Below are 16544 nucleotides of genomic sequence, written 5' to 3' on the forward strand. Positions count from 1 at the left end.
GTCGCCTTCGTTGCCGGACTGATGGTCCAGCGGGTCCCGTTTATCGTCGCCGAACTTGGCGCCGATGCCGATCCGTTTATGCTTCACCTTTACGCCGCTTTGGCCGAGAAGGAGCGTCGATTGATCTCGGAGCGAACCAAAGCCGCCCTCGCCTCTCGCAAGACCACTGGAATGAAGCTCGGTAATCCGACCAACACAGCGGAAGCTGCAGCGAGAGGTCGGAAGATCTCGATCCGGGAGGCTGATCGATTTGCCCAGACCGTGCTGCCGATCATCGCCTCTATCCAACGGTCCGGCATCACCAGCCTGCGTGGCCTGGCCATCGCCCTGAACAGCCGCGGCGTTCGAAAAGCGCGCAATGACCGATGGCAGGTGTCGAACGTGCGCAACATTTTGGGGCGGCAAGCTTCTGCGAACCAACTTTTATAGGCGGGAGTAACTAGCAGTTGCCGTACTTTCGACAATCTCTATTGGGGATTAGCCAAGGGGTGACCATCCACACGACGACTCAGAACATCCGATTCCCCTCGTCAAAGGAATATGTGCGACTACAGCTGGCAGCGACTCCGCAGGCAGGGCTGGTCAGCGGAATGGATGCCGGACACCGCCTCTGGTGTTTGGTACCTTCCGTCAGGCTTCTGCCACTAGGTCTTTGGCCGGGAAGCGTTGTTGCGGTCAAGAATGGCCCACCGAACAGAACGACAAAACCGGCGATTCCCACCCAGTCGATGATCTGGCGCGTCCGTTCAGACCTTTGTCTTCCGTACGTGCCCTCAATCTGGCTGGCCATCTCGTTGCCGGCCTCGCTATTGATCCCGGCATAGCGGTTGGAATGGCGATGGCCGGGTAGGTCCGTCGCCGCCTGTACATCCGAGGTCAGCGACGGCGCATGAGGCTATCGAAACTCTCTGATAGCCGCACGAACACCTACCGAACACTGCCGGTGTATCTCTCTTGTAGACTGGAGGCGAAGGTGGCGCACCCTCCGAACGAATGGCCATATTCACGTTGATGACGCTCGGCAGCGACACGCAGTATTTACCTCAATGTGGGAGAAGTAGAAGAGGCCGCTTCACGCTTTCAACAGGCCGGAAGAGCATCCCGCCGGGCCCGATATGACAGTGCGGGTGCCCTCGCAGGGTTTTAAGAGGCAAAATAGGGAAGTGTCGGCTTCTGCGCTTTCGGACGAACGCACTCGATATCGAGGCAAGGACCACGACCGGCCGATCAAGCCCGAGGCGCAGCATTTCGAGCATTGTCCAGTGTGTGGGCAGGACTTCGACATGCGCGATCTCGGCCAGGTGCTTCATCATGCCGAGTCAGCAGAACATCAACCTGGATCGTTTGTGAATTGAAAGCCCGCGCCCCATGAGGAAAGGACGCGGGCGGATCGGTGCATCGCCGATCTGCAGCCCATCGTTGGGAGGAACAAGATTGCTGCACTTCCCGAACTTTCATCTTAAGCATGTGTTCCAGAGAAAGCGGAAAATGCCTGGAAAGTTTCGAGCCATTGATCGCAACAAAACCCTCCCGCCTGGCGTTCCGGTTCAATCTAAGGGCTGAAAAGGCTCACCATGGCGAGGAAGAAAAGTCCGACCGCGACCGAATGATGGATTTCCAGGCGCAGTTCCTCGCCAAGGAAGCCGGAATAACTGAAGCTCAAGCGCGCGAGCTGATCGAGTTGATTGGCACCGATCGGGCATCACTACTTCGGGAAGCTCGGCTACTGAAAAACCGGCTGAAGTCGCCGGACGCTTAGGAGCATCCACTGTGCTATCCATATGGGACAATTTTGAAATGGAAGCCGCTCGATTGAATGAGAGTCGCGCGCGCGCAGATATCGATGATCTTCGCCAGACGATAAACGATACCCGCCGCCTGATACTGGAATCCCGTAAGCTGTTGGATCGCATTGCTGCAGACGCCTACTCTGAGCAATTAATCAACCGCTCAAAATCCCGCACCATAATCCACGCTCGACCTTTCGGCCGTCGAAATTGAACCCGGCGCGGCCTGCGGAGAGAACCGCGCCTGATTGGAGGGGTGCTCGGAGCTACGACTTCTTGGTCTTCCAATCCCTCTTCGGTTTCGGTGCCGATGCAGTAGGAAGAGCAGTTTCGGCCTTCAGTCGTTGCTCCCGCAGCCGAGCTGTCTTTGCTTCTCGTGCCACGCGCTCAATGTCTGTTAATGCCCGTGCAGCATCCGACGTGCGCTCCTGTCTGTCGTGCTTTTCTTTATCAGTTAAACCTTGCCTTTCCTGCATCGTTTATCCTCGACCTGACGGGACAGCGCTTTTGTTGCCGACCCGAACCATTGTCGCCAGTCCCCAGACACAACAAGAAAGCCGCCGCACCTTTCGGCACGGCGGGTTGTCCTCTCAGTCGCTTAGGTCATTCGATGATTTTGATGATCTTGCGCGTGCCCGGATCAACGACCACGGTCCGGTTGTCGACGACAACGGTGCGGTATTTGGTGTCGGGGACTTCATGGAGCTCGACCGTCTCGGGTAGGGTTGAGCCGATATTGAGCTCCACTCCAGGGAGGTTCACCGATGCGAGCGGCTGCTTTTTCACGTATTCCCTGATGACCGTCTCCTGTTCAGGCTCGATGATGACGTCCTGAGCGGCAGCGACGCCGATACTTGCCAGCAGCAGAAGTCCCGCGGCTGCAGTGGAAAGACGCATTCTCATAAGTGGTGCCTCCTTTATGTGAGCTTTGGTCCGCTGAACGCGTCTTCGCGCGCCAGGCTCCCCAAACCTCATGCTGTTGCAAATGTTCCTTTTGCTGGGCTTTGGTCTGAGGCGCGGCAGGACCTAAGTCTGACCTGTTTCGCGGTATCAGCCGGGCAAGGCGCGCCACCCGGAACCGCCTTTGCGTACAGTCGTTGCTCGCTGCGAGTTCACTGGGAGAACGCCGATGGAGAATAGTGTCCACCAAGCCCGCTGGTTACTCGCTCCGGTCTTCGCCGTTTCCATCACGTTCCTGGCGATTGTAATAGTCGTTAGCTAGGGGACATTGGCTGTTGAGGCCGAAAAAACGAAATTGAGATCTGCGCAGCTACGTCCCTTCCTGCGCCGATAAAAGACCACCCGCCATTCCTCGATTTGGCGGGTGGTCAGCGATTTAGGGTCGCGAGGCAGCATCACCTCACATCAGGTCTTCGGCAATCCCGTCGAATTGCCTGAGGCCTGCGCTTGGAGGCCTTCGCTTAAGAAGCCCCTGTTCACTTGCGGCCGCCTTGAAGGCATCGAACGCGGCTTGTTGGGTGCAGTGTCCGGCCAGGCATTCCTCGATCATTCGAATTGCTTCAAGTCGGGACGGCTTGTCCATGAATGGCCATGGTTGCTGAAGCGCTTTCGCAGCTTCGGGTATCGACGCGACCACTATCGGCTTGTGATTCAGGTAAATTGTAATCGGAATGAACGTGGGCATCTTTGTCGCTCGCCAGGATTGAAGGCGGCTAAACGCGAAGACACGGGAGTGGTTGCATCGTTGTGAATTCAGAGCGCCGCTGTCAGATACGATCGAGGCTGAAATGGCACGTCCGAAGAGGCCTTGATCGTTCGGTTCCCCTGAACGGAGAACCCCGCGCCTCACGGAGGGGATGGCGCGGGCTGATCGGAGCATCGCCCGACCGGCAGCAATCTTAAGAGGGAACCAAGACCATACTGCACGTCCCGAACTTCCGGCCATATGTTCCCCTTGCAGGCTCACCAGTTCGATAATTCCGGATTTCACTTCGCTGAGAGGCGCGGCTTGAGCCGCAAGAGCTGCGGTCGCTGAATCAATAGCAACGGCTGCCTCAGCTGAATATTGCTGAAGTAGCTTGTACGCCCCGTAGCCGGCAGCCAGAACTGCCACGAGCGGGGCAAAGCGCACGGCCGTGGCAGCTGCCATCCGGCCTGTCTCCGCAAGCGCCTTACCCAGACAGCTTGGCCCATAGATTGTCGCGATCTGAGAACCCTGTTGAATGGCAACCATCAGAGGGCTCATGCCAGATGCGAGCCTTGGCGATCGCCTGCTGAAATGCGATGTCTTTCGAAGCTCCAAGCGTGGCAAACGTCTCGTGCAGTCCAATCGTGTCGACGCGAAGCTTCAAAAGGCTGTCGGAATATCGGCCAATGATCCGCGCCACCAGGTTGGTAGGGATTGGTTTACCATCTCGGGTCGCAGCTGTGATCGTGCGGTCGAAACGTTTGTCGCGTCGCTTCCGATTCAGATAGGCCCGCAACTGGTCGGGCTCGCCCGAAAGCAGTTTATCGCGGGCTCGGGCAACATAGTCGCTCTGAACTGTGGTGAGCCCGATCACCCCACCTTCTCGGCGGCCAGTCACCCTGTTGACGCGGCCTACTACCTCCAATGCGGCCCTCGTTGGATTGGCGCCACGGGCAAGGCCCTTAGAAAAGGCGGCAGGGATTGTTGATCAGCAACAATGTTGGTGACCAGTTGCGGCCACGCGGGCGAAACCGGCATCGGCCCAAGCGGAAGCCGGCAACGCAAAGCTCTTGCGAGGCCGGTGGAACAAGACATTCCTCGACGAGGTCTGCTCGTTTCCGAATGGACAGTTTGACGACCAGGTCGATGCCTTCGCCATGCTCTGAACGAACTGGCGCTGGGGTCGACCTTCACGCTCGACAATGTCTGACGGTTAGGCTGCTGACGTCAGTCAATGTGCTCGGGCAACTGCTTCAACTGGTCGGTGGTCATTTGCGTGAGGGCATGCACGGTGCCGTCTTCGTCCCGCATGAAATCGAGCTGGCTCGCATATAGCGCGACGCGCTTTGAGCCAATGCCGAGGAACCCGCCAACATCGAAGACGACCTGGGCCTGGTCTCCGGTTCCATGGACGTGGTCGACGGAACTGATTTCCTCATCATCGCGACCGTAGATGGTCGCTCCTTCTAGCAAGTCAGCGCGCAGTTCAGCCTTCGTAAGCCGTACGTGATTGGTGTGGTCCATCTGTGGGGTCTCCTCTCATTTGGTCTGAGGCAACCCCCGGCACGGCCAACCGTTCCGAACGATTATTCAAAGGATAGGCCGTGGCGAACGTCATTACGCTGTTTCGCGACAGCCTGACCAATCTCGTCCCTGCATGGGGACGGAGCGAGACAAGGCGTCGAGCAGCTACTATGGCGTGCCGCTCCTAGATGACGCGTCGAGTTGGTCATGAAGGATCTGCGGCCGATCCCGCCGGCCGGGACGCCGGTCGCGTATATCGCTTTCATGGCGGGTTAGCCGCCGAGCGATATCCCAGAAAAGAGAGACGCCAGCGACGACCGCATGTGAGACTTGGCAACAGCGATGTCCCCATCGAAATCGGAAAAATCGATCTCCATATGATCGAACGTGGACAGTGCCCGCTCTTCCATTTCAGCCAATGCCCGATCTGGGTCATCCGATTGCTCAGCAATGATTGACGCAATTGCCATGAGCGCGATGCGAAGCACCACAAGCTCCGTCGAATAATGGGCCAAGACAATCCATACCAGTCTCCTTTTAAGGTCCGGAACGAATGCTCATTCGCCTATCCCCCCGTGTGCGTTTCGAACAGCTTGTCTCGACCTATGAGCCGATTATCCCGGGAGTTGTTCATGACGATCTGACGCGCAGGCACAGCCGGGGTCCACGGTCATCGCCGCTGGTAGCCCGTCATCTCAAGATAGCCCTTGCCAGGGTGTGTGCCGGCCACCCGCACCGGACCTTCCCAATAGGGGATGCTGAGACCCATCCAGGCCTGAGAGTTGAGCGCGCCGACGGTGACGTCGAGCGCACGGTCGGGCAAGACGAGACGCCAGCGCGTAGGAATTTCGCGCCCCTCTACCCAGCTCGTCTCCAGCGGGGTCGCAACGAGCTTGCCGTCGCCGTAGGGCGTCACGGCACCGTCCGCCGCGATCCAGGTGGCGGAGGTGAAGCCGCTGTCAGCGGCATCGCGCAGGCGGAAACCCATCAGCTTCTCGCCTGTGTCAAAGGAAAGCGAGAACCAATCCCAACCGTTTTGGTCGTCCGCCAGCGGCTGCGACGACCATTCGCGATCGAGCCACGCGGTGCCGCGCACCCGGATCTCACCTTCCGGCAGACTAATCTTTCCCTCAACTGAGAAAAAGGGCTGGGAATAGTAGTAGCTCGCCTGTCCTTTCGCCGACTTGACCGAGTAGCCGCCGGCGCCGTGGAAGACGAGCGGGCCTTCGGCATGCATCGCGATGTCGTAGGCGAAGTCATTGCCGATCGCGCTGAGCTGAAGTCGGTCCAGGCTGTCGCCCTCCATCTGCCAGGCGTCGATCCAGGCCGCGAAGGGCTTGGCAATCACACCCGCCTGGCCGATGCCGCCGCGCGCGAAACGCTCCGTGGAGAGGTGGGTCGCGGCGCTGGTCACAGCGGCATGGCCGAACCACACCTGCGGGCTCTCCCATCCCTCGGCCTCGCCCGGCGCGAGCGCCGAGCGGAACAGCGTCCATTGCAGGCCGTAGTCCGCGCCGTCGGGCCCGGTGAGGTTCGCGGTCAGATACCACCACTCGATCCGGTAGTCCGGATGGGCTCCATGATCCTGCGGGAACTCGAACCGTTTGCCCGGTTCCGGAACGGCGAAGCCTTCGGCGTCTGTGCCGAGCCCGGCAAAGCCCTGGGCGAAGGCATTGCCGACACCCAGCAGCAGGAAAATAAGCGCCCTAGCGTTCATTGGCGAATATCCTCAGCAGCCCGGTCGGCTCCATGCGCGACAGCCGCCACGCTGGCCAGAGCGCAGCGAGCAGCGCGGCGGCGAGCGCGAAGAGCATCAGGCGGATGTATTCGACTGGAAACAGGTACATCGGCAGGCGCCAGCCGAACGCCTCGACATTGACAATGGCAAGCAAGACCCAGGCGAGCGCCAGGCCCAGCGGCAAGGCCAACACGGCCGTGATCGAGGCAAGCAGGATGGTACGCAGGATTTCTAGCCCGGCAAGCCGGCGCTGGGTGGTCCCCATCGCCCATACGGGCGCCATCTGCGGCAGTCGCATCGCCGCCAGCGTGAGCAGGCTCATCAGGATTGCAAACGCGGCAACCGCCAGCGTCAGCACGTTCAGCGCATCAGTCACGGAGAAGGTGCGCTCGAACACCGACAGCGAGAACGCCTTGATCGCCGCCTGGTCGATGATGCGCGCGGGTGGAACGTCGAACGCCTCCGTGAGCGCCCGGCGCAGGCCCTGAGGATTGCCGGTGCGAACGCCATAGCGGCTCGGCTCGATGGCCGGGAACGTCTGGCGAAACAGCGCCTCGCCGACGATGGCCTGGCCGATGGGATTTCCGTAATCGCCGACGACGCCCGCGACCGGCAGCGACAGCCCGGGGCCGAGCGCCAGCGTGTGACCGACGTGCAGCGCGGCGCGGCGCGAGAGCTGCTCGTTGATTACGACCGCCCTGCCCGCTTCGATCTCGTCCCAGACGGCGGGGATTGCGTCGAGGAAGCGCCAGTTTTCGCGGTAGGTGTAGCCGACCCGCACCCCGAAAATCTCGGCCGGCAAGCCGGCGAGCGTCGCTTCGACCGACATGATCGGCAGCACGGCGTCAGCGTGCGCCTCGAGAAAACGTTCCAGAGCCGCCCGGTCCGCGACCGCGTCCGCATCGATGTACAGTTCGGCTGACAGGCGCTGGTCGAGGAAGCCGACAAAGGTCAGGCGGAAGCTCGAGACCATGGTGGAAACACCGACATTCGCAGCCATGGCTAGCAGCAGGGCCATCAGTGCAAGCCCGAGGCCGGGCAGTTGCTGACGCGTATCGGCCCAGAACCATTGCGCCATGGCGCGAACGGCTTGTGCTTCGCCAAGACGAAGGATTGCCGCCAGGCAAGGCGGCAGTGCAAGTGCTGCGCCGAGCAGTAGACAGGCAAGCAGCGCGAAGCAGGCGGCTAGCCCGCCCCCAGTGACGGCCAGCACGCCCGCCGCCGCGAGCAGCACGACCGCGGCTGCGGCCTGGAGCGTTCGCGTCCGTCCCGAGCCCAGCGCCCAGGCGCGGCCGCCGGCGCTCGCAACGACTGGCATCCGCGCCAGCCGCCACAACGCGCTCGCGGCGGCGAGCAATGCGCCGGCGAGCGCCATGGCGATTCCCGAAAGCCACCATGCCGGGCGGATCTGCAGCGTGCCTGCAACGTCGGCGCCATAGAGGCCCCGTATCGTCGCGGCCACGTCCGGCAGCAGGAGCGCTGCGATGAGATAGCCGAGCGCGATGCCGAGCGCGCCGGCAAGCGTCGCCAGCACGACAAGCTCGGCGATCATCAGGACGACCAGACGGCGGAGCGGCACGCCGAGGGCGCGCAGGGTGCGGATCACGCCACGCCGCTGCTCGAAAGCAAGGCCGATCGCACCGTGGACGATGAAGATGCCTACCGCGGAGCTGAGGAAGCCAAACGCCGTGAGGTTGAGATGGAAGCTGTCGGTGAGCCGGCCGACATCGGTCGCACCGTCCGCACGCTGGAGTACGAGGTCCGGTGCGATATCCGCCAGCGGCTGTTGCCGCAAGGGCTGCTCCGGCAGGACGATCAGGCGGCTGATGCGCCCGGCGCGGCCAAGCAGCTTCTGGACGACGCCGATATCGGCGAGCACGCTGCCCGGCGCGACCGCCTGATCGACCAGAACCGGATTGGGCATGTTCGCCTCAAGGAGCGCGGCCATTTCCGGGCCGGCGACCAGCGTTTCCGCGCGCAAGAAGCGGTTGAGGTCGGTGCGGGCCAGTGCTTCGCTTGCAGCGGAACTCGGCGGCGCGGTCAGCGGATCGACGCCGACCAGCCTCACGGCGGTGCCGCCGACGCGCAGCCTTCCCTCCACCACCGGACTGACCAGCCAGCCGGCACGGCGCAACGCGACGAAAAGCGCCTGGGGCATCGAATCCCCCTCGCGCGGCATCAGCTGGTGGAACCGGCCTTCGGCCAGCGTAGCGGCGGCTGCATCATAGCTCGCGCGTGCCTCGGCGTTGATCGCCTGCACGCCTGACCAGAGGGCCGTCGCCAGCGCGAGGCCGAGCACCAGCGTCAGCAATTGAAGCCGGTTGCGTCGCCAGTGCGAAGCCAGTGCCTCGAGGACAGCGCCGGTCATGCAAGGCGGCCCTGGCTGAGATGCGCCCGGCGCCCGAGACGTGCTGCAAGACGCGGGGAGTGGGTGACCATCAGGAGCGCTGCGCCGGTCTCCGCCACGAGCGCGAGGAATTGCTCCATCACCCCGTCCGCCGTCGCCTCGTCGAGGTTGCCGGTCGGCTCATCCGCGAGGATCAGCTTCGGCCGCGCCGCGAGCGCGCGGGCGATCGCCACGCGCTGCTGCTGGCCGCCGGACAACTGCTCGGGGTATTTCCGCAGTTGCGGCTCCAGGCCCAGTGCGTGGGCCAGTCGTGAAAGCTCCTGCGGTTCCGGCGTGCCGATCAGACGTGCCTGAAAGGCGATGTTGGCGGCGACGTCCAGGGAGGGGATGAGGTTGAACTGCTGGAAGATGATGCCCACCGTGCTTCGCCTGAGCCGGGCGCGACCACTGTCGTCGAGCGCGGTGACCTCCTGCCCATCAAGCCCGATGCGCCCGCCGTCGGCAGCGTCCAGTCCTGCCACGAGGTGGAGCAGCGTGCTCTTGCCCGAACCGGATTCCCCGGTCAGCGCCAGCGTCTCGCCGGCGTCGAGCGAGAGTGTCACGCCCCGCAGGACCGGCACCGGGCCTTCCGGGCCGGGATAGGATTTCAGCAGGTCTTCGATCGAAAGCAGCATGCACCACAGCTACAGTCTGTGGCGAAAAGGAAAAGCGCTGCAGTTGATAATTCCCCAGAGGAAGCGCTGCTGCCCTGCAAGACCGCAGCTGGTTTCAAGCGGGAAGCCGACAATTGTCGCGTAGAACCAACCACCAGACTTTGTCTTCTCGCCCACTTCGAAGAAGGCGGCGATCACGTCGGCGCATTCATCGCGCAGCACCGGGTCGTCGCCAACCTTGAAAGTGATCCAGGTGCCCAGCCCGACCGCCGAAATCGCCTTGCCGGTGGAAGGGATGGTGCGCGTCAGCGGGGCGGGCGTCGCGGCGAGCGTCTTTCCCGGCCAGGCGAGGGCCATCGGGGAGCCTGCGGCCACCTTAACGAATGTCCCTGCGGGTGATGTTCATTCAACCGCCATCGCTGAACTCCGGCCTCCCTGCATAGTCTGGAAAAGTCTTCGCGGGTTCTACCCAATAGACAGGGCAGGACAGGGAGAGCACGAAGGCGTTTTCGCAGGCCGGTGACAGATCGTTCGTGCGTCTGGGGAAGGATGAGATTCGACCCACGGCTTAACCACCGGATCGACGATGCTATGCACTCCACAATGCAACCTAACGCGACTTTGGGCGAACAAACATCGAACAAGCCATAATGCCTTCGCGCACATGCTGGGATCCGCTGTTCGTCATGGGCTCAGTTGTGCCAAGAGCGACCCTTCCGAGCCGAGAACCAAATGTGTCGCATTAGGGGCCGGGGAACGAACCCGCTGCGCGGGAGGGCGCCTGCGGTTGAGGTAGAGATCAGGAACCGGTCGTCGCGCCTGCATTGAGCGTTGTTCGGCGGCGGCAGAGCATGACGGGCTTCTTCAACAAGGAGCCTGACCATGACCCATCCTGTTCTCGAAGCTCCGATCAGCCCGCTGCGCCAGCGGCTGATCGACGATATGACCCTGCGCCGGTTCGGCAAGGAGACGCAGCGCAACTATCTCCGCGATGTCGGAAGGTTCGCCAGCTTCCTCGGCCGATCTCCGGATACGGCCACGGCCGACGACCTACGACGATCCGGGCGCGGGCGCAGAGCCCCGTACCCGGGCCGCCCAGGGTCAGTGTCCGAAACTCAGGCCTACTTGATCTCCCAGGACGCCTTATGGTTGACCACGCGTCCGATTCGACCGCCAACCGTTTCGTGTAGCTGAACCGGGGTGTAGGGGGCCTTTCCTGTAATTCCTTCGTACTTTCCTGTGCCCCCGACGATGTAGTGGTTCTGGTTATCGAACATTGTGAAGACGTTGTCGCCGTCCTTGTCGGTTTCGACACAACTGCCATCGAAGTTAAAATCATCCTTGATCATCGTCCAGTGCCCAAGGCAGTGCACCGACATGTCATGGAACGGGCCATCCCCTTTGACGTTACGCGTGAGACCGGTGAATTCGTCTATTCCCCCTGTGCCAACGCCGCTGTCCACTTTGGCCACGGTCTCGAATACGTAGTAAGTATCGTATTCCGCCTCTCCACTTTTCGGGAAGTCTGCTGCAATTACGGGAACCGAGCACAGCGTAAAGAGAGCCACTAGCGATGTAATTTTCATGGTAAACCTCCACCGTAGAGCCGGGCTGCCACCCCGGCTGCGTGCCGGGCAGGCTCGCCAATCATCCAGTATAAGTCCGCGAAACACGTCTAAGCAACATGTCGGCGCGTGTATTCGGGCGTCGAATTCGCGAATTCAACTACAGCCCTTTGATCTGGCTGTTGAAGACCCTAGTTTGGGGACAGGCAAAAAAGACTGGTCTTCCGCCCGATGCGGGATCTTGTGGCATGACCGAACGATGCGTTGGGTCGGCTTGGGCCGTTGCGCAAAGGGAAGGTTTGGAGAAGCGCCGCGAATGACAGGTTTATGGCGCAACCGCGACCTCCAAATGTTTCCTGTCAATGTCTGCTTACGGGTAAGTGGCAAAGCTAGCGGCGTAGGGTATGCCTGCGGCCAAGGCCGTGGCGGCTATGATTTCGGGTGACGGACTTCCGCCGGAGGTTTCGGCGGTTTGTGCCACCTGCCGCCCTGCTTTCCGCGCTTAGGCGATCGCCAAAACCGTGCCGACATTCGTAAGGTTCGACACTGCATCTAATGCGACTTTCGGGCCGCGAGTCGCTCGATGGACGTCAGTGGCCAGCCTTTGAATTTCTCGTTCCCGGAATGCACAGGTAGCGCTTCTGATTACACAGCGCCGCCAATCGCGAGTGGAGCGGTTCTGGTGGTCGGAGGCGACCCGTCGGGTGCCCAGCGCTGCGTTGGTGGAACATGTGATCCTCTCCTCCGCGATCGCAAACATAAGGCAGCCAAGTGGCAACGCAAAACTGCTCATCAGGTCCGGTCCGTTCACGCCAATCGCGATGCCGGACGCTTCTTCTCGACTGCGCGCGATGACCTATCCTTGGAGTGGGCATAGCCCTCGTTCTAAGGCCATGATGCCGTCGCGCGCCCCGCAAGGCCACGTCACAGGACATTAAACAGGTAAAGCAAGATGATCACGACCAGTGGAACTCCCAACAGCCATAAAATTAGTCCGCGTACCATTGTAGCTCTCCGACTTCTTCGATGTTGGAGATCAACGTAAGCAGTATCGAGCGGGTTCCGTTTTCCCATACCCATCCTAATTGTCGTAGTTTCCTGGCAGCGCCGGCCTCCATGATGAGGTTGCGATGTTCCGGTCCATAGTAAAGTTGTTCTCCCCAACCTCCACTGCCGATCCCACCGAACAGCTGCTCGATGGCATCCCTGAACCCTTCCGTCGCGTGACTAAAATCAAAGCGCGTCGCTTTCGGACATTTGATGTACTTGTCCCAAACGCCGCCGAAAAACGTCAAGGGAATGCCAAGCAATATGCTTTTGGCCGCGGCCGGGCTGGCACTGAAAATGGTCTTGTCCGAGAACGTGCGAAGGACCAATCCGCGGTCTAAGTCGATCGAGCGGTCGATAAACGTCGAGTAGACCAAATCGAATAGGTCATGGGAATGGCGGCGCTGGATGAGGCACTTCAGTTTGGTGGCAATCACCTCTTCCAGGGCCATGCAGGTAATCTCGGCCGAACAAACGTCTGCGTCCGAGTACGGATGGATAAGCCTGCGGGTAGTGGAAGGCAGGTGAAGTCGATCGAAGTCGGTCACATCGAGTTTGACACTGATGGTCAAGTCGTCTTGAACGCCGAAGAAGTCGGTGAAGTACACCCGTCCTTTGTAAGAGTGGCGCGTGCTGTCCACCATCGGACCGAGCTCAAAAGTGTTCCGATGAATCAGAAACTCCACGCCGCATGCGGCCTGTGCGCTGAGACAAGCGTTGTTGATTTCCATTGCTGTGAGCTCGGCATCGACAGCGTCATTCGCAACATCCACTAAAGAGCATCACGCGTTGCAGCCCTGTTTGCACCAGCTCTCGGGCCCTACCCTACCGGTCCGCTTTGCGCCCCATATCAGCCATTTGATCCATTCCGCAGTTTTCTGGAAAGCGGACATCGCTATCTGGCTCCGCGACTATCCATTGTTGCAAGAAAAAAGTTCAACTGCTAAGCACGCCCAATCATGATGTTTAAGTCCACATTCTTCCCGCTGAGCTGGACGACCCACAATCGTCGCGGCACATAGGTGCCCTTTCAGATCATAACGGCCTATCCCGCGTGGAGGCCGTGCGGAGAATTATTGAATGTCGGAAGCTTCCCATTCCGGTCTGAGCCAGGCTCAGATCGCGCACTTCATTGAACATGGATATATCAAACTAAAAGGTGCCTTCGATGGCGATCTGGCCCGACAAGGGCGGGACCAGCTTTGGAGCGCGATGGGCCTTTCCCCTGACGCGCCCGAGACATGGAAGCAGCCAGTTGTCCGGTTCGGCTTCATGACGGGCAAGCTTTTCGTCAACGCCGCCAACACCCCGCTCCTGCACGCATCGTACGATGCCTTGGTCGGCGAGGGCCGTTGGTTGAGACCCAGTGGCCTGGGAACCTTCCCGGTCCGTTTCCCCTCGCCAAACGATCCGGGTGATGCGGGATGGCACGTCGATGCCAGCTTCGGAACCGACAACCCCGATTTCATGCAGTGGCGGGTCAACGTGAAAAGCAGCGGCCGCGCCCTGCTCATGTTGTTCCTCTTCTCCGATGTTGGGGAACTGGATGCGCCGACCAAGATCCGCAAAGGGTCGCATCGCGCGATCGCCGAGCAGTTGCTGCCATTTGGAGAGGGTGGCCTCACGCTCGGCGAACTGGCCGCTGACGGCTTCGCATCGACTGCAGACTGCGAAGAAGTGCTGGCGACCGGAGAAGCTGGGACCGTTTATCTCTGCCATCCCTTCTTGGTCCACTCTGCGCAACCGCATTGCGGAGCCAAGCCTCGTTTCATGGCCCAACCCCCGCTACTGCCGAAGGGTGAGTTTGACCCGTCGCTACCACCGTCTGCGGTGCAAATAGCAATCCGCAGGGCGATTGGGATGGAGTTCTAAAATCAAGGGGCCAGGGACATACCGTTCCGGGCTCCACCTGCCTTGGGAAAGTCCGCTAATGCGGGCGATTTGTGGGCGTCAACGCATGGTCTCGCCCGTTCACTCGGGTCAGCTTGTGGCCTGCCATTAGCGTATGTCTAAAGACCGATAGGGGGCGCATCGCTGCTCGGCGGCTTCCGACCCTTATCGTGGTCGTTCGGAGCGTATTTGCTGATTCCCGAAAGCTGCCGTTCGGCGGTGATACGCGTCGCGCATGGCAGGCTCCGCGGAGAATAGTGAACAACCTGCATGGAGCACAACCAAGACACAGCGGCTGACAGCGAGCCGCGCCACGAGAGTAGCCCTATCGAGCCTGAGCAGCGCGAGGCCGCCAATCAGTGCAGATACCTCCGAACCAAATCGGAGCGACGGCAAGGGATGGGAGGCAATTGTTATCAGCCGCTCGACAATGTCGATCAAGCTAACATCAGCTTTGTACCGGGTAAATTGGGAGACCTTCGGGATCTCCCAATGTAATACATATAGCCGTGCAACGGCGGCCGGCGTCGGTCACTTGCCGAACCTCCTCCCGCAATAGACTGACGCGCGACGAACTGGTTACACAGCCGCCGGGACTATGGCTCAATGGCGTCGTTCCTGCGCGGTGCCCGGTCGGCGCGAATGGGTTGCCAAGTGGAAATCTCTCGCTCTCCCTCAAGTACGTCTGGAAGGGCATCATGCCAGGCCCTCCGGTAGGGACGAAGCAACTGTACCCGCAGGACGTCCTCGTGGTCCTGCCAGGTCTCGTAAAGCATGAAGGTGTCTGGTGATTCCGGATCCTGATGCAGAACCGCCTCCTCGAACGTTGCTTCTTCGCGCATTGCGTCGAGCACGCCGTGCAACAAGGCGAGGAACGAGGGCCTTTGGGCGGGGATGACCCGAAACTTAATGACATAGGTAACGGACATTGGTTCAGGGCCTCCGCCCGAGGGGTTCGGTAAACTGATGGTCGGAAGCGATGCGGCCGTCCTGGGCAAGTTGAAGGACATCCGAACCCCGGGCATCGATGGCGCCTGTGACCTGATGAACCATGCGCCAGTGAAACTTGATCACACCGTGATGCTCCAGCGGCGCTCCATCGACCTCGAAGCGGTAGTCACCGTCGCGAACGAACTTCGCATGAGCTTCATCCGCGCCTCCAGTGCCTCATAGCCTTGGAACTCACGGGTCGGTGTGAAGTGCCATCCATCCGGCCCCCAGAGTTCCTCCACCCGCCGGCGCCGTTCCACCGGATCTGGTTCGTTCCAGGCCGCGATGTAGCGCTCCGCCAGAGCCAAATTGTTTCCTACCATGAGTATGTCTCCTATCGAAAAATCACGGCCAAGATTGGGATGGGATGGTAGTCAAGTCGACTACCTGGCAGGTAGTTTCTGCAGCACCTGCGGTTCGTTAGCACCAGGGCACAGAGGCGTGACGTGACGCAATCGGTGGAGACATTCGGGAGCCAGTTGCGGTTGTGGCGAAAGCGACGCCGGTTTTCGCAGCTCGAGTTGGCGCTGCGGGCGGACGTCTCCGCGCGCCATTTGGGTTTTGTGGAACTCGGTCGGGCCAATGCCGGCAGAGGGCTCGTGCTAAGATTGGCGGAAGAGCTCGACATGCCCCTGCGGGAGAGGAACACGTGGCTGCGGGCGGCGGGGTTCGCGCCACAGTTCGGGGTCGGGGAGGTAAATGAGCTTCCCATCCACATTAAGTCTGCCATCGCGACCACATTGGAAGCACACAAGCCATTCCCTGCCTTTGCCATTGACCGGCATTGGAACGTCTGCATGTCAAACGCCGCGGTGCCCGAACTCTATGAGGGCGTCATCCCCGAACTGCTGGAGCCGCCGGTAAACGTCATGCGCCTTACCCTTCATCCGGGCGGGCTCGCGCCGCGCATTGTCAACCTGGAGCTCTGGGCGGAGCACTTGCTCGCCCGTCTGCGCCACGAAATCGACCTGACGGCCGACACCGGGCTCATGGTTTTGCTGAGAGAAGGCGAGCAGCTCTATTCGCCGACACGGAAGCTGTCGAAGGGGCATGCCGGGGAGCAGGCGCTAGCACTGCCCTTACAAATCCAGACGCGCCTTGGCCTCCTGTCGTTCCTCAGCACCATCACGGTCTTTGGCACCCCGGCCGATGTACGCCTCTCCGAAATCGCCCTGGAAATGCTCTACCCGGCCGACGAAGCGACCCGTTTGGCCATCGCTTCATCGCCTTCCGCGTCGCGGCAGGTTCCAGTCGCTTAGTAGCGAGGGTCAAGCGCTGGGATAGTGTCCTGAAGGTTCTGCAAAAAGCTCTGGAGAGAGAGCAGCCCTTACTCTGAGGCGAGGGGCGGCCATGGC

Annotated in this window: 18 protein-coding genes; 5 read left to right on the forward strand and 13 right to left on the reverse strand. The window is 60.8% G+C overall.

Annotated elements, in window-relative coordinates; all coding sequences use genetic code 11:
- The coding region (locus AC0L18_RS31830; protein WP_473495657.1) for a recombinase family protein at positions 1-429 on the forward strand (429 nt) is incomplete at its 5' end.
- Between the two features lie 1081 nt (positions 430-1510).
- Complete coding sequence (locus AC0L18_RS31835) at positions 1511-1759, forward strand: hypothetical protein (RefSeq protein ID WP_473495659.1); 249 nt, start codon at positions 1511-1513, stop codon at positions 1757-1759.
- Between the two features lie 631 nt (positions 1760-2390).
- Here the strand turns inward: AC0L18_RS31835 and AC0L18_RS31840 are convergent.
- The 9 genes from AC0L18_RS31840 to AC0L18_RS31880 form a co-directional block, all read right to left on the reverse strand.
- Positions 2391-2690, reverse strand: a complete 300-nt coding sequence (locus AC0L18_RS31840; RefSeq protein WP_473495660.1) for a DUF1236 domain-containing protein — start codon at positions 2688-2690, stop codon at positions 2391-2393.
- Positions 2691-3147: 457 nt separating this feature from the next.
- Positions 3148-3897 (reverse strand): DUF982 domain-containing protein, encoded by a 750-nt coding sequence (locus tag AC0L18_RS31845; RefSeq protein WP_473495661.1) that lies wholly within the window; start codon positions 3895-3897, stop codon positions 3148-3150.
- Between the two features lie 22 nt (positions 3898-3919).
- On the reverse strand, positions 3920-4309 hold the full coding sequence (locus tag AC0L18_RS31850) for a hypothetical protein (protein WP_473495662.1): 390 nt from the start codon (positions 4307-4309) through the stop codon (positions 3920-3922).
- Between the two features lie 353 nt (positions 4310-4662).
- Complete coding sequence (locus AC0L18_RS31855; RefSeq protein ID WP_473495663.1) at positions 4663-4959, reverse strand: PRC-barrel domain-containing protein; 297 nt, start codon at positions 4957-4959, stop codon at positions 4663-4665.
- Between the two features lie 272 nt (positions 4960-5231).
- Positions 5232-5447 carry a hypothetical protein gene (locus AC0L18_RS31860; protein ID WP_473495664.1) on the reverse strand — a complete coding sequence of 72 codons (216 nt, stop codon included), beginning with the start codon at positions 5445-5447 and terminating at the stop codon, positions 5232-5234.
- A gap of 182 nt (positions 5448-5629) precedes the next feature.
- A complete protein-coding gene (locus AC0L18_RS31865; protein ID WP_473495665.1) occupies positions 5630-6676 on the reverse strand; it encodes a lipocalin-like domain-containing protein in 1047 nt (348 codons plus the stop codon).
- On the reverse strand, positions 6666-9065 hold the full coding sequence (locus AC0L18_RS31870) for an FtsX-like permease family protein (protein ID WP_473495666.1): 2400 nt from the start codon (positions 9063-9065) through the stop codon (positions 6666-6668). Before AC0L18_RS31870 ends, AC0L18_RS31865 begins: the two co-directional genes overlap by 11 nt.
- A complete protein-coding gene (locus tag AC0L18_RS31875; protein WP_473495667.1) occupies positions 9062-9718 on the reverse strand; it encodes an ABC transporter ATP-binding protein in 657 nt (218 codons plus the stop codon). Before AC0L18_RS31875 ends, AC0L18_RS31870 begins: the two co-directional genes overlap by 4 nt.
- Positions 9719-9727: 9 nt before the next feature.
- Entirely contained in the window at positions 9728-10054 is a 327-nt protein-coding gene (locus AC0L18_RS31880) for a hypothetical protein (protein ID WP_363217477.1), read from the reverse strand.
- Between the two features lie 525 nt (positions 10055-10579).
- Between AC0L18_RS31880 and AC0L18_RS31885 the strand changes: the two genes are divergently transcribed.
- Positions 10580-10891, forward strand: coding sequence for a phage integrase N-terminal SAM-like domain-containing protein (locus tag AC0L18_RS31885; RefSeq protein ID WP_473495668.1), 312 nt, complete (start codon positions 10580-10582; stop codon positions 10889-10891).
- Here the strand turns inward: AC0L18_RS31885 and AC0L18_RS31890 are convergent.
- Positions 10819-11283, reverse strand: coding sequence for a hypothetical protein (locus AC0L18_RS31890; protein WP_473495669.1), 465 nt, complete (start codon positions 11281-11283; stop codon positions 10819-10821). The genes AC0L18_RS31885 and AC0L18_RS31890 overlap by 73 nt on opposite strands.
- A 968-nt stretch (positions 11284-12251) precedes the next feature.
- Entirely contained in the window at positions 12252-13040 is a 789-nt protein-coding gene (locus tag AC0L18_RS31895; protein ID WP_473495670.1) for a nucleotidyl transferase AbiEii/AbiGii toxin family protein, read from the reverse strand.
- Between the two features lie 349 nt (positions 13041-13389).
- On the opposite strand from AC0L18_RS31895, the gene AC0L18_RS31900 reads away from it, so the two are divergent.
- On the forward strand, positions 13390-14181 hold the full coding sequence (locus AC0L18_RS31900) for a phytanoyl-CoA dioxygenase family protein (RefSeq protein ID WP_473495671.1): 792 nt from the start codon (positions 13390-13392) through the stop codon (positions 14179-14181).
- Positions 14182-14795: 614 nt separating this feature from the next.
- Here the strand turns inward: AC0L18_RS31900 and AC0L18_RS31905 are convergent.
- Together AC0L18_RS31905 and AC0L18_RS31910 are read right to left on the reverse strand one after the other, a co-directional pair.
- Positions 14796-15128, reverse strand: a complete 333-nt coding sequence (locus AC0L18_RS31905) for a putative quinol monooxygenase (protein WP_473495672.1) — start codon at positions 15126-15128, stop codon at positions 14796-14798.
- Between the two features lie 141 nt (positions 15129-15269).
- Positions 15270-15512, reverse strand: coding sequence for a hypothetical protein (locus AC0L18_RS31910; protein ID WP_473495673.1), 243 nt, complete (start codon positions 15510-15512; stop codon positions 15270-15272).
- Positions 15513-15635: 123 nt separating this feature from the next.
- On the opposite strand from AC0L18_RS31910, the gene AC0L18_RS31915 reads away from it, so the two are divergent.
- Positions 15636-16448 (forward strand): helix-turn-helix domain-containing protein, encoded by an 813-nt coding sequence (locus AC0L18_RS31915; RefSeq protein ID WP_473495674.1) that lies wholly within the window; start codon positions 15636-15638, stop codon positions 16446-16448.
- Positions 16449-16544: the final 96 nt, after the last annotated feature.

It is taken from the genome of Mesorhizobium sp. WSM4819, from assembly GCF_055811215.1.

Excerpts from the sequence above, each read along its gene's own strand:
- AC0L18_RS31840 (WP_473495660.1), bottom strand. The coding sequence starts at position 2,690 with ATGAGAATGCGTCTTTCCACTGCAGCCGCGGGACTTCTGCTGCTGGCA.
- AC0L18_RS31845 (WP_473495661.1), bottom strand. The coding sequence starts at position 3,897 with ATGGCAGCTGCCACGGCCGTGCGCTTTGCCCCGCTCGTGGCAGTTCTG.
- AC0L18_RS31855 (WP_473495663.1), bottom strand. The coding sequence starts at position 4,959 with ATGGACCACACCAATCACGTACGGCTTACGAAGGCTGAACTGCGCGCT.
- AC0L18_RS31865 (WP_473495665.1), bottom strand. The coding sequence starts at position 6,676 with ATGAACGCTAGGGCGCTTATTTTCCTGCTGCTGGGTGTCGGCAATGCC.
- AC0L18_RS31870 (WP_473495666.1), bottom strand. The coding sequence starts at position 9,065 with ATGACCGGCGCTGTCCTCGAGGCACTGGCTTCGCACTGGCGACGCAAC.
- AC0L18_RS31875 (WP_473495667.1), bottom strand. The coding sequence starts at position 9,718 with ATGCTGCTTTCGATCGAAGACCTGCTGAAATCCTATCCCGGCCCGGAA.
- AC0L18_RS31880 (WP_363217477.1), bottom strand. The coding sequence starts at position 10,054 with ATGGCCCTCGCCTGGCCGGGAAAGACGCTCGCCGCGACGCCCGCCCCG.
- AC0L18_RS31885 (WP_473495668.1), top strand. The coding sequence starts at position 10,580 with ATGACCCATCCTGTTCTCGAAGCTCCGATCAGCCCGCTGCGCCAGCGG.
- AC0L18_RS31890 (WP_473495669.1), bottom strand. The coding sequence starts at position 11,283 with ATGAAAATTACATCGCTAGTGGCTCTCTTTACGCTGTGCTCGGTTCCC.
- AC0L18_RS31895 (WP_473495670.1), bottom strand. The coding sequence starts at position 13,040 with ATGGAAATCAACAACGCTTGTCTCAGCGCACAGGCCGCATGCGGCGTG.
- AC0L18_RS31900 (WP_473495671.1), top strand. The coding sequence starts at position 13,390 with ATGTCGGAAGCTTCCCATTCCGGTCTGAGCCAGGCTCAGATCGCGCAC.
- AC0L18_RS31905 (WP_473495672.1), bottom strand. The coding sequence starts at position 15,128 with ATGTCCGTTACCTATGTCATTAAGTTTCGGGTCATCCCCGCCCAAAGG.
- AC0L18_RS31910 (WP_473495673.1), bottom strand. The coding sequence starts at position 15,512 with ATGGTAGGAAACAATTTGGCTCTGGCGGAGCGCTACATCGCGGCCTGG.